Raw genomic sequence first — 12,538 nt, forward strand, 5'->3', positions numbered from 1 at the left:
TCGCGATCTTCAGTTTGACCTCAGCGGCACCCGATCCGTACGCTTGCTTTTCGGCGTGTTTAGGCTCGCCCCCCGTCCCGCGGTGCCCCCGCGCCGCGCCGGACCAGTCAATCGACAGTCTCAGCTTGTCGCGGCGACTTGTATCGCACTGCGCGCAGGCGTAGGCAAAACCGTAGGAGTAGCGGTGTACGCGATCGTCCGCAGCGGCGGTAGGCAGCACAAGGTCGCCGTGGGCGACGTAGTCGAGGTCGACCGGCTCGTCGGCGAGCCGGGTACCCCGGTGGAGATGAAGGCGCTGCTCGTCGTCGACGGCGACTCGGTCACCTCCGACGCGTGGGTGCTCGAAGGCGTCAAGGTCCACGGCGAGATCGTCGCCGAGGTCAAGGCCAAGAAGATCGACATCCTCAAGTACAAGAACAAGACCGGCTACCGGGTGCGCCAGGGCCACCGGCAGAAGTACACCCAGGTCAAGGTCACCAGCATCGACACCGGGAAGAAGTAAGCTGACATGGCACACAAGAAGGGCGCCTCGTCCAGCCGCAACGGCCGGGACTCGAACGCGCAGCGGCTTGGCGTGAAGCGTTTCGGCGGCCAGAAGGTGAACGCCGGCGAGATCATCCTGCGTCAGCGCGGCACCCACTTCCACCCGGGTGAGAACGTCGGCCGCGGCAAGGACGACACGCTGTTCGCGCTGACCGCGGGCGCCGTGCAGTTCGGTACGCACCGGGGCCGCAAGGTCATCAACATCGTGAGCGTCGACGCCTAAGCAGCGTCTACCGCACGGTACGCACAGCAGTCTCAAAGCACCGTCTCGCCAGTACGCCGGGTCGCAGTGGTCGACCCGGCGTACTGTCGTGATCGGGCTTATCTGAAGTCGGAGAGAAGACAGCCATGGCCACCTTCGTAGACCGCGTGACGTTGCACGTCGCGGCCGGTAAGGGCGGCCACGGCTGCGCTTCCGTGCACCGAGAGAAGTTCAAGCCGCTCGGCGGCCCCGACGGGGCGAACGGCGGGCGGGGCGGCGACGTGATCCTGGTGGTCGACCCGAACGTCACCTCGCTGATCGAGTACCACTACTCCCCGCACCGCACCGCGGGCAACGGCAAGCCGGGCGCGGGCGACCTGAAGCAGGGCGCCAACGGGGCCGACGTGGTGCTGCCGGTGCCGAGCGGGACCGTGGTAAAGACCCCGGACGGCGAGGTGCTGGCCGACCTGGTGGGCGCGGGCACCCGCTTCGTGCTGGCCAAGGGCGGTCCTGGCGGGCTCGGCAACGCGGCGCTGGCCACCACCAAGCGCAAAGCCCCCGGATTCGCGCTGCTCGGCGAGCCGGGCGAGGCCGGGGAGTTCGTGCTCGAGCTCAAGTCGGTCGCGGACGTGGCCCTGATCGGCTACCCGAGCGCCGGCAAGTCCTCGCTGATCGCCGCGATGTCGGCGGCCAAGCCGAAGATCGCCGACTACCCGTTCACCACGCTGGTGCCCAACCTCGGCGTGGTCACGGCGGACAACCACGTCTTCACGATGGCCGACGTGCCCGGCCTGATCCCGGGCGCGAGCCAGGGCAAGGGGCTCGGCCACGAGTTCCTGCGCCACATCGAGCGCTGCGCGGTCCTGGTGCACGTGCTCGACTGCGCGACCCTGGAGCCCGACCGCGACCCGCTCAGCGACCTGGACGTCATCGAGGCGGAGCTGGCGGCATACGAGGAGGCGCTGAGCAGCGAGGAGCAGAACGTCGGCAGCGGGATCGGCGCGGGCGCCCAGTTCGCGGCGCTCGGCAGGCTGTCCGACCGGCCGCGCCTGGTCGTGCTCAACAAGATCGACGTCCCGGAGGCGCGCGACCTCGCGGAACTGGTGCGCCCGGACCTGGAGGCCCGCGGCCTGCGGATGTTCGAGGTCTCCGCAGTCAGCCGGGAGGGGCTGCGCGAGCTGGCCTTCGCGCTGGCCGAGATCGTCGAGCAGGCTCGGGCGCAGCGTCCGGCCGAGGAGCCGGGCCGCCTGGTGATCCGGCCGAAGGCGGTTGACGAGGCTCCGTTCACGCTCTCCTTCGAGGACGGGCACTACGTCGTGCGCGGCAGCAAGCCGGAACGCTGGGTGCGGCAGACCGACTTCTCCATCGACGAGGCGGTCGGCTACCTCGCGGACCGGCTCAACCGGCTCGGCGTCGAGCAGGCGCTGCTGGAGATGGGCGCGCACGAGGGCGACGAGGTCGTGATCGGCGACGGCCCGGATGCGGTGGTCTTCGACTGGCAGCCGACCGTGGCCAGCGGCGCGGAACACCTCGGACCGCGCGGCTCGGACGACCGGCTGTACAGCTGACGGGCCACTTGCGCGGTTCCTGCCATTCGCAACAACCCTAGCAGTTCCCGCAAGAACACAAATCTCCACCGCAAGCAAATAACAGAGCGACGAAAATATCTTGCAGTGACTCTTGTGGAGCCGCCTGCGCGGCCCTAGTGTCACCTCGCGGCCTGGTGGCGTGTGGCCACCGTGGGCGTCATCAGGTGTTCACACTCACGAGAGAAACGAGCATTCGATGCAACGGAGCATCTCCGGAGCTCTGCCCGGCTCACCCGGCCGACCGCGGCGTACCGCGGTGCTCGCCGCCGCGACAGCCGCCACGGCCGGAATCGGCGTGGTGTTCGGCGGCCCCGCACTGGCCGCCGGCGGGTACACGCCCACCGCCGTGACCCGCGCCGCGATCGACCCCTCCCTGGTCGCCGGGCGGGGCGCCAGCCTCGGCATCGTCGAGCAGGAGGCCGAGAACGCCGCGACGAACGGCACGGTCATCGGCCCGAGCACGACCGCGTACACGCTTCCCGCAGAAGCTTCCGGCCGGTCCGCGGTCAATCTGACGCCCGGTCAGTACGTCGAGTTCACGCTGCCCAGCTCAGCGAACGCGATCACCGTGCGGTACAGCGTCCCTGACGCTCCAACTGGCGGCGGGATAACCGCCCCGCTGGACGTGACCGTCAACGGCCGCGATCACCGCACCATGACTCTCACGTCGCAGTACGCGTGGCTGTACAACGAGTATCCGTTCAGCAACGACCCGAATGCCGGTCCGCTGCACCCTGACTGGTGGACCACCGAGTGCAGCTGCGTCCCGGATCAGACCACGCCGGCCCCGGTGTTCCCGAGCCCGTTCCGGCCGAACCACTTCTACGACGAGCAGCGGCTCCTCCTCGACCGGACCTACCCGGCGGGCTCGAAGATCCGGCTGACCGCTCCGGCCGACGGCAGCGCCGCCGCCACCACGACCATCGACCTGATGGACTCTCAGCTGGTCGCGCCGCCGAAGCTCGACCCGATCGCGGCGAACGTGCTGCTCTTCGGCGCGGACCCGACCGGCCGGCGCGATTCCGCGGACGCCTTCGACCGGGCGATCGCCTTCGCGCGGCAGACGCACCTGAAGGTGTACATTCCGCCGGGCACCTTCCAGGTCAACCGGCACATCATCGTCGACAACGTGACCATCGAGGGCGCGGGCAGCTGGTACTCGATCGTCAAAGGCCATCAGGTCACCCTCAGCAGCCCGGCGCCCGACGGCTCGATCCACACCGGCGTCGGCTTCTACGGCAAGGACGCCTCGGCCGACGGCAGCCACAACGTGCACCTCTCCGGCTTCGCGATCGAGGGCGACGTGCGCGAGCGCATCGACACCGACCAGGTCAACGGCATCGGCGGCGCGATGAGCGACTCGACCATCGACGGGCTCTACATCCACCACACCAAGGTGGGCATGTGGTTCGACGGCCCGATGGACAACCTCAAGATCACGAACAATGTGATCGCCGATCAGATCGCCGACGGCATCAACTTCCACACCGGCGTGGCGAACTCGCTGGTGCAGAACAACTCCATCCGCAACACCGGAGACGACGGCCTGGCCATGTGGTCCGAAGTCACCGCGGACGCGAACGACACCTTCGACCACAACACCGTGCAGACCCCGGTGCTCGCCAACGGCATCGCGATCTACGGCGGCACCGACAACACCGTGTCGAACAACCTGGTCGCCGACCCGATCCGGGAAGGCAGCGCACTTCAGGTCGGCAGCCGGTTCAACGCGGTGCCGTTCACCGGCCACCTGTGGATCACCGGCAACACCACGGTGCGGGCCGGAACCTACGAGCTGAACTGGAACATCGGGCTCGGCGCGATCTGGGTCTACGCCCTGCAGAGCAGCATCACCGCGGACGTCGAGGTGACCGGGGACGACTTCCTGGACAACACCTACAACGCGATCATGCTGGTCGCCGACTTCCCGGTGAAGGACCTGTACTCGATCTCGAACCTCCACTTCTCGGACATCAAGGTGGACGGCACCGGTACCTCCGTGCTCAGCGCGCGGACCGCCGGATCGGCCAGCTTCCAGAACGTGGTGGCCCGCAACGTCGGCGCGGTCGGGATCAACAACTGCGGGTCGTTCCACTTCACGCCCGCGGGCTCCGAGTTCACCGTCACCGACCTCGGCGGCAACACCGGCGGCGGGACCACCGGGCCGTGGCTGGCGCCCTGGGAGCTGCCCAACACGATCACCTGCGCCGACCGTCCCGCGGTCGTGCCGCCGCCACCGCCGTCTCCTTGGTCGTGACAGCGGCGACGACTGACCAGAGCTAGAGGGGACCGGCCGGGGACTCAGGTCCGCGGCCGGTCCCACGCGCTGAAACCCGAGAGCGATGACGCGGCCGGCGACCTTATCCTGAGCCGGTGAGCGAAGGCGGGCAGGCGACCAAGCGCGAGGCGGTCACCGCCGCGCGGCGGATCGTGGTGAAGGTGGGCTCGTCCTCGCTGACCACGGCGGCCGGGGGGCTGGACGGCAGCCGGGTAGACGCCCTCGTGGACGCGCTGCACGAATCGGCGCTCTCGAAGCCGGGCGGCGCGGAGGTGGTGCTGGTCTCCTCCGGGGCCATCGCGGCCGGGCTCGCTCCGCTGAACCTGCGTAAGCGGCCGCGGGAACTCGCCATGCAGCAGGCCGCCGCGAGCGTCGGCCAGGGCCTGCTGATCGCCCGCTACACCCAGTCCTTCGCGCGGCACGGCCACGGCGTCGGCCAGGTGCTCCTCACCGCGGACGACGTGACCCGCCGCTCGCACTATCGCAACGCCCTGCAGACGCTCAGCCGGCTGCTGGAGCTCGGCTTCATCCCGATCGTCAACGAGAACGACACGGTGGCCACCCAGGAGATCAGGTTCGGCGACAACGACCGGCTGGCCGCGCTCGTCGCGCACCTGGTCAACGCGGATCTGCTGGTGCTGCTCTCCGATGTCGACGCGCTCTACGACGGCGATCCGCGCAAGCCGGGGACCCGCCCGATCAGCGACGTGCGCGGGCCCGAGGACCTGGCAGGCGTCTCGATCGGCGCTCCCGGGCGCGCGGGAGTCGGCACCGGCGGCATGGTGACGAAGGTGGAGGCGGCCCGGATCGCCACCGAGGCGGGCATCCCCGTGGTGCTCACCACGGCCGCATACGCCGCCCGTGCGCTGGCGGGGGACGCGGTCGGCACCCTGTTCCACCGCACCGGGAAACGGTCCGCAGCACGCCTGCTGTGGCTCGCGCACGCGACGGCGCCGCGCGGCGCCCTGAAGCTGGACGAGGGCGCGGTCGACGCGATCGTGCGCCGCCGCCTCTCCCTGCTGCCCGCCGGGATCACCGCCGTGTCCGGCACGTTCGTCGCCGGAGATCCCGTGGACCTGGTCGATCCGTCCGGGCGGGCAGTGGCCCGCGGCCTGGTGAACTACGACGCGGTCGAACTGCCGTCGCTGCTCGGCCGCTCGACCCGCGACCTGGCGGCCTCGCTCGGGCCGCAATACGAGCGCGAGGTCGTGCACCGCGACGATCTGGCCGTGCTCTGACCCGCGGTAACCGCTACCGGCTGCGCGGCGACCTGCCGTCCTGCGACCGCGAGCGTCGGTCTCACTGCCTGAAATAGCGTGCTACCTCCCGGCGTTTGCGCCGTAACCTGGAGGCATGGTGGACGAGTCGAGCGAGTCTGAGGTCATCCGGACGGCACGCCGGGCCCGTGAGGCGGCCGCCGATCTGGCCGTGCGCACGCGCGCCGAGAAGGACCGAGCGCTGCACGCCATCGCGGACGCCCTGCTCGCCGCGTCGCCGCATATCGTCGCCGCCAACGCGCAGGACACGGATCGCGCGCGCGAGGCGGGCGTCGGCGCCGGAATCGTGGACCGGCTCACGCTCACCGCAGACCGGATCGCCGCCATCGCCGAGGCGCTGCGCAAGATCACGACGCTCGCCGACCCGGTCGGCGAGGTGGTGCGCGGCTCGATCCTGCCGAACGGGCTCGAGCTGCGTCAGGTGCGCGTACCGCTCGGCGTCGTCGGGATCATCTACGAGGCGCGGCCGAACGTGACCGTCGACGCCGCAGGGCTTTGCCTCAAGTCCGGCAACGCGGTACTCCTGCGCGGTTCCTCCTCCGCCCGCTCGTCCAACACGGCGCTGGTCGAGACGATGCGCGACGCCCTGGCCGACTGCGGTCTGCCGCGCGACGCGATTCAGCTGGTGCCCGGCGACACGCACGACTCCGTCAAGGAACTGATGCAGGCGCGCGGCCTGGTTGACGTGCTCATCCCGCGCGGCGGCGCGGCGCTGATCAGCTCGGTGGTCACCGGCTCCACGGTCCCGGTCATCGAGACCGGAGTCGGCAACTGCCACGTGTACGTGGACGCCGATGCGGACCTCGACCTCGCTGTCGAGCTGCTGATCGACTCCAAGGCGCAGCGTTACAGCGTGTGCAACGCGGCGGAGACCGTGTTGGTGCACCGGGACATCGCCGAGGCGTTCCTGCCGCGCGCACTCGCCGCGCTCAAGAGCGCCGGCGTTACCGTGCACGGCGATGAGCAGACTGCGGCGGTCGCGGCGGCTGCGGGTAACGCATCGGAGGTCGTACCGGCCACCGAAGAGGACTTCTACACCGAGTACCTCTCGCTCGACATCGCCGCCGCCGTCGTGGACTCGCTGGATGCCGCGGTAGCGCACATCCGCAAGTACTCCTCCAATCACACCGAGGCGATCATCACCCGCTCGCAGGCGGCGGCTCGCGCCTTCACCGCTCGCGTCGATTCGGCGGCGGTGATCGTGAACGCCTCGACCCGGTTCACCGACGGCGGCGAGTTCGGCTTCGGCGCGGAGATCGGCATCTCCAACCAGAAGCTGCACGCGCGCGGCCCGATGGGACTGCCGGAGCTGACCTCCACGAAGTACATCGTGATCGGCGACGGCCAGACCAAGGCGCACAACTCGAACACCTGACGGGCCGAAAGCCCGGCAGCGCTGCCGGGCGGTCCGAAAGTTTCAGGCTGCTGACCAGCCGGTACCCGATCGTTGGCGCGGTTTCCCGGCGGCGAGCGGACATTCGTCGCCGTCCGCTGCCCTACCCCCTACTGATCACGCAACATTTCCGTTACTTTTCCCCAATGACCGAGCGCTTTCCCGAACAGCGCAACCGCTCCGCGCAGCGCCGCGCAGACGCACCTCAGGTCCCCGCGGGCGCCTCGGACGCCGCCGCGTCCTTTGCCGACGCGCCGCTCGTATTCGACGAGTCCTTCGTCGCTGCGGCGCCGGTGCGCGAACCCTCGGCGCAGGCACGCGCCCTGCTGGCCCGGCGGCACGCGGAACTGTCCGCGGACCCTTCCTCGACGCCGCGATCCCTCGCGCAACCGGAACGCCGTTGGGCCGTGCGCCCGGCCCACCATCTCTCCGCCGTGCGATTGCCGGCAGTGGCGGTGACCCTGTGTGCGTTGGCTGCCGTGGCGCTGTTACTCATACTGCTGCGGTAACTACCTATCCCGCTGCGGTAACCAGTTGCCGCGGCTAAGGCTGCGAACGTCTTGTCAGGAGAAGTCGGGCACGCCCATCCGCGCGGCGTCCGCCGACTGGTCGTCCGGCTGGAGCTGGGATTCGCGCTCGGCGGCGATCTGCGCGGTGTAGTGCGCGATTTCGCGCTCCCGACGGCCGTCGTCCCAGCCGAGCGTCGCGGCCATCAACTCCGCCGCCGGTCGCGCCGAGCTGACGCCGCGATCGAAGGTCTCGAAGCTGATTCGGGTGCGCCGGGCGAGCACGTCGTCGAGGTGGATCGCGCCCTCGTGTGAGGCCGCGTAGACGATCTCGGCGCGCAGGTAGTCGTCCGCGCCGTCCAGCGGCTGGCCGAGCGCGCGGTCCTTCTCCACCAGCGCGATGACCTCCTCGGCCAGCGAGCCGTACCGGCCGAGCAGGTGCTCGATGCGGGCGACGTGCAGGCCGCTGGCCGCGGCGATGCGGGCGCGCGAGTTCCACAGCGCCGGGAAGCCGTCCGCACCGAGCAGCGGGACGGTCTCGGTGCACGAAGCCGGGCCGCGCCGGTCGAGGCCGTGCAGCGCCGCGTCCACGGCGTCGGCGGCCATCACGCGGTAGGTGGTGTACTTTCCGCCGGCCACGACGACCAGGCCGGGCGCGGCGTGCGCGACGATGTGCTCGCGTGAGAGCTTCGAGGTCTCATCCGACTCGCCGGAGAGCAGCGGCCGCAGACCGGCGTATACGCCCTCGACGTCCTCGCGGGTCAGCTCGGTCCTCAGGACCCTGTTGACGTGGCTGAGCACGTAATCGATGTCCGTCGCGCTCGCCGCGGGATGTGCCTTGTCCAGGTTCCAGGCGGTGTCGGTGGTGCCGATGATCCAGTGCCGACCCCACGGAATGACGAAGAGGACCGACTTCTCTGTCCGCAGGATGATGCCCGAAGCGGACTGGATGCGGTCCTTGGGCACGACGAGATGCACGCCCTTTGATGCGGTGACGTGGAACTTGCCGCGCTCACCGACCATGGCCTGCGTCTCGTCGGTCCACACACCGGTGGCGTTGACCACCTGCGCCGCTTTTACCTCGAACTGCTCACCGCTCTCCTCGTCCCGGACTACGGCTCCGGTAACGCGCTCCCCCTCGCGAAGGAAGCCGACGACGCGGGCACGGTTCGCGACGAGCGCGCCGAACGAGGCCGCCGAGCGTACGAGCGTGGTGACGAAGCGGGCGTCGTCGACCTGCGCGTCGTAGTACTGGATCGCGCCGACGAGCGCGTCCTTCTTCAGGGAGGGAGCGATGCGTAGCGCGTGACGGCGCGTCAGGTGACGGTGCGGGGGCAGACCGCGGCCGTGCCCTGACGAATAGCTCATCGCGTCGTACAGCGCGACGCCGGATCCGGCGTACACACGCTCCCAGGCACGTCCAGTGAGCGGATACAGGAAAGGCACGGGGCGCACGAGGTGCGGGGCGAGGCGCTCGATGAGCAGGCCGCGTTCCTTGAGCGCTTCGCGGACGAGCGCGAAGTCCAGCATCTCCAGGTAGCGCAGGCCACCGTGGATGAGCTTGGAGGAGCGGCTCGAGGTGCCCGAAGCCCAGTCCCGCGCCTCCACCATGCCGACGGAAAGGCCGCGGGTCACCGCGTCCAGGGCGGTGCCGGCGCCGACCACGCCGCCGCCGATCACCAACACGTCCAGTTCGGTGGCGGCGAGCGCGGCCAACGCGGCCCGCCGCTCCTCGGTTCCGAGCTTCGCACTGCGCATACCTCTACGATGCCGGTTTGCATCGACTTGGCGCTATGCGAGTTACGCCACGGGAAGGGCGGCCTCTAGGCGACTGCTAGGTGGCCGGATCCCCGCGGGACCATCCGCCCGCGCGGACAAGTGCCTAAGACGCCGTGCCCTAAGACGGACACCGCGCCCCTGAGACAGGCACTGTGCTCCTAAGACAGACTGTGCCCCTAAGACACCGTCAGTTCGACCCGCTGGAACTCCTTGAGGTCGGAGTAGCCGGTCGTCGCCATGGCCCGCCGCAGCGCGCCGAAGAGGTTCATGGTGCCGTCCGCGGTGTTCGACGGGCCGACCAGGATCTCTTCCAGCGTGCCGACCGTGCCCAGGTGCGTGCGCACGCCGCGCGGCACCGAGCCGTGCCAGGCCTCCGCGCCCCAGTGGAAGCCGTGGCCGGGGGCCTCGACCGCGCGGGCCAGCGGCGAACCGATCATCACACCGTCGGCCCCGCAGGCGATCGCCTTGGCGATCTCGCCGCTGCCGCCCATCGCGCCGTCCGCGATGACGTGCACGTACCGGCCGCCGGACTCGTCCATGTAGTCGCGCCGGGCGGCCGCCACGTCGCTGATCGCGGTGGCCATCGGGACCGCGATGCCGAGCACGTTCTTCGTCGTGTGCGAGGAGCCGCCGCCGAAACCGACCAGCACGCCCGCCGCGCCCGAGCGCATCAGGTGCAGCGCGGCCTTGTAGGTCGCGACACCGCCGGCGACGACCGGGACGTCGAGGTCGTACACGAACTGCTTGAGGTTGAGCGGCTCGCTCGCGTGCGAGACGTGCTCGGCGGAGACGGTCGTGCCGCGGATGACGAACAGGTCCACGCCCGCGTTGACCACCGTCTTGTAGAACTGCACGGTGCGTTGCGGCGACAGCGCTCCCGCGGCGACGACACCGGCGTCGCGGATCTGCTTGATCCGGGCGACGATCAGCTCTTCCTTGACCGGCTCGCCGTAGATCTCCCGCAGCCGCTTCACGACGCGCTCGGCGGGCAGCTCGGCGATCTCGGCGAGCAGCGGCTCCGGGTCGGCGTAGCGGGTCCACAGCCCTTCGAGGTCGAGCACGCCCACCCCGCCGAGCCGGCCGATCGCTATGGCCGAGGCCGGGGAGACCACCGAGTCCATCGGCGCGGCCAGGAACGGCAGGCGCAGCTGGTAGGCGTCGATCTGCCAGTCGATCGAGACGTCCTCGGGGTCGCGGGTGCGGCGCGAGGGAACCAGCGCGACGTCGTCGAAACCGTACGCCTGCCGGGCGCGCTTCGAGCGGCCGATCTCGACCTCGGACACGATGGGGCTCCCTTTCCGGGCAGGCGCGCGCTCAAGACCAAATTCAAAACAGACTCTAGCGCGAGTGGTAGTTCGGAGCCTCGACGGTCATCTGGATGTCGTGCGGGTGGCTCTCCTTGAGCCCGGCCGAGGTGATCCGCACCAGCTGCGCCTCCTGCAGGTCGGCGATGGTGCGCGAACCGGTGTAGAACATGGCCTGCTTGACGCCGCCGACGAGCTGGTGGGCCACGGCGGCGAGCGGGCCGCGGTACGGTACCTGGCCTTCGATGCCCTCGGGGATGAGCTTGTCGTCGGACGAAACGTCCTGCTGTGCGTAACGGTCCCGGGAGTACGCCTTGCCCTCGGCCTTGCCGCGCGAAGACATCGCGCCCAGCGAGCCCATGCCGCGGTACGACTTGTACTGCTTACCGTTGATGAAGATCAGGTCCCCCGGGGACTCCTCGCAGCCGGCGAGCAGCGAGCCGAGCATGACCGTGTCCGCGCCGGCCGCGATGGCCTTGGCGATGTCACCCGAGTACTGCAGGCCGCCGTCGCCGATCACCGGCACGCCGGCCGGCTTGGCCGCGCGGCTGACCTCGTAGATCGCGGTGACCTGCGGCATTCCGACGCCCGCGACCACGCGCGTGGTACAGATCGAGCCCGGCCCGACGCCGACCTTGACCGCGTCCACGCCGGCGTCGATGAGCGCCTGGGCACCCGCGGCCGTCACCACGTTGCCGCCGATCACCTCGACGTGGGCGTTCGCCTTGACCTTGGAGACGGTGTCGCACAGGCCCTTGGAGTGTCCGTGCGCTACGTCCACCACGACGAAGTCGACACCGGCCTCGGCCAGCAGCATCGCGCGGCGGTACGCGTCGTCCCCGACGCCGACCGCGGCGCCGACGACCAGGCGGCCTTCCGCGTCCTTGGTGGCGTTGGGGTACTGCTCGGTCTTGGTGAAGTCCTTGACGGTGATCAGGCCGTGCAGCTTGCCGGCGGCGTCGACCAGCGGCAGCTTCTCGATCTTGTGCGCGCCCATCAGCTTCATCGCCTCGGCGCCCGAGATCCCGACGTGCCCGGTGACCAGCGGGGCCTTAGTCATCACGTCGCGCACGAGCCGGGAGTGATCGGTCTCGAAACGCAGGTCCCGGTTGGTCACTATGCCGATGAGGAGTCCGGCGCCGTCGACCACGGGCAGGCCGCTGATGCGGTACTTCGCGCAGAGCGCGTCGACCTCGGCGAGCGTGGCCTCCGGGCTGACCGTCACCGGTTGCGTGATCATGCCGGACTCGGAACGCTTGACCAGGTCCACCTGCGCGGCCTGGTCCTCGGCCGGGAGGTTGCGGTGCAGCACTCCGGCGCCGCCCTGGCGCGCCATGGCGATCGCCATCCGCGCCTCGGTGACCGTGTCCATCGCCGCGGACAGCAGCGGGATACGCACCGACAGGTTGCGGGTCAGCCGCGCGGTGGTGTCCGACTCACCGGGCGCCAGGTCCGAGACGGCCGGAACGAGCAGCACGTCATCAAAGGTCAGCCCCAGCAGGCCGAACTTCTCGGGGATGTCGGAGACGGACACGAAAACCCTCCGTGGTTCGGATCGGGGGTGGCTGCGTCGGGGAGACGTCAAGTCTAACGGCCCGAGAGCCCGCCCTAATCCCGCTCGGGCGGCGGCTCCGGACCTGGACTGCGTTCCTGGTCCGGAGCGGACT

Annotated in this window: 10 protein-coding genes; 7 read left to right on the forward strand and 3 right to left on the reverse strand. The window is 69.9% G+C overall.

Annotated elements, in window-relative coordinates; genetic code table 11:
- Window positions 1-184: 184 nt before the first annotated feature.
- From rplU to VFA06_RS12825, 7 genes are all read left to right on the forward strand, one after another.
- Entirely contained in the window at window positions 185-502 is a 318-nt protein-coding gene (gene rplU / locus VFA06_RS12795) for a 50S ribosomal protein L21 (protein WP_324840739.1), read from the forward strand.
- A gap of 6 nt (window positions 503-508) precedes the next feature.
- Window positions 509-766 (forward strand): 50S ribosomal protein L27, encoded by a 258-nt coding sequence (gene rpmA, locus VFA06_RS12800; protein ID WP_324840740.1) that lies wholly within the window; start codon window positions 509-511, stop codon window positions 764-766.
- Window positions 767-891: 125 nt separating this feature from the next.
- Window positions 892-2,313, forward strand: coding sequence for a GTPase ObgE (obgE, locus tag VFA06_RS12805; RefSeq protein ID WP_324840741.1), 1,422 nt, complete (start codon window positions 892-894; stop codon window positions 2,311-2,313).
- A gap of 217 nt (window positions 2,314-2,530) precedes the next feature.
- Complete coding sequence (locus VFA06_RS12810; protein WP_324840742.1) at window positions 2,531-4,591, forward strand: glycosyl hydrolase family 28-related protein; 2,061 nt, start codon at window positions 2,531-2,533, stop codon at window positions 4,589-4,591.
- Between the two features lie 116 nt (window positions 4,592-4,707).
- Entirely contained in the window at window positions 4,708-5,850 is a 1,143-nt protein-coding gene (gene proB / locus VFA06_RS12815) for a glutamate 5-kinase (RefSeq protein ID WP_324840743.1), read from the forward strand.
- A 115-nt stretch (window positions 5,851-5,965) separates the two neighbouring features.
- Window positions 5,966-7,264, forward strand: a complete 1,299-nt coding sequence (locus VFA06_RS12820) for a glutamate-5-semialdehyde dehydrogenase (protein ID WP_324840744.1) — start codon at window positions 5,966-5,968, stop codon at window positions 7,262-7,264.
- 164 nt (window positions 7,265-7,428) lie between these two features.
- A complete protein-coding gene (locus VFA06_RS12825) occupies window positions 7,429-7,791 on the forward strand; it encodes a hypothetical protein (RefSeq protein ID WP_324840745.1) in 363 nt (120 codons plus the stop codon).
- Between the two features lie 54 nt (window positions 7,792-7,845).
- Here the strand turns inward: VFA06_RS12825 and VFA06_RS12830 are convergent, their stop codons facing one another.
- The 3 genes from VFA06_RS12830 to guaB all read right to left on the reverse strand — a co-directional run bounded on the left by VFA06_RS12830 (window position 7,846) and on the right by guaB (window position 12,405).
- Window positions 7,846-9,546 (reverse strand): glycerol-3-phosphate dehydrogenase/oxidase, encoded by a 1,701-nt coding sequence (locus VFA06_RS12830; RefSeq protein WP_324840746.1) that lies wholly within the window; start codon window positions 9,544-9,546, stop codon window positions 7,846-7,848.
- A 197-nt stretch (window positions 9,547-9,743) separates the two neighbouring features.
- Complete coding sequence (locus VFA06_RS12835) at window positions 9,744-10,850, reverse strand: GuaB3 family IMP dehydrogenase-related protein (RefSeq protein WP_324840747.1); 1,107 nt, start codon at window positions 10,848-10,850, stop codon at window positions 9,744-9,746.
- Window positions 10,851-10,905: 55 nt separating this feature from the next.
- Window positions 10,906-12,405 carry an IMP dehydrogenase gene (gene guaB / locus VFA06_RS12840; RefSeq protein ID WP_324840748.1) on the reverse strand — a complete coding sequence of 500 codons (1,500 nt, stop codon included), beginning with the start codon at window positions 12,403-12,405 and terminating at the stop codon, window positions 10,906-10,908.
- Window positions 12,406-12,538: the final 133 nt, after the last annotated feature.

Source organism: Actinocrinis sp., from assembly GCF_035653575.1.
Taxonomy (GTDB): Bacteria; Actinomycetota; Actinomycetes; order Streptomycetales; family Catenulisporaceae; genus Actinocrinis.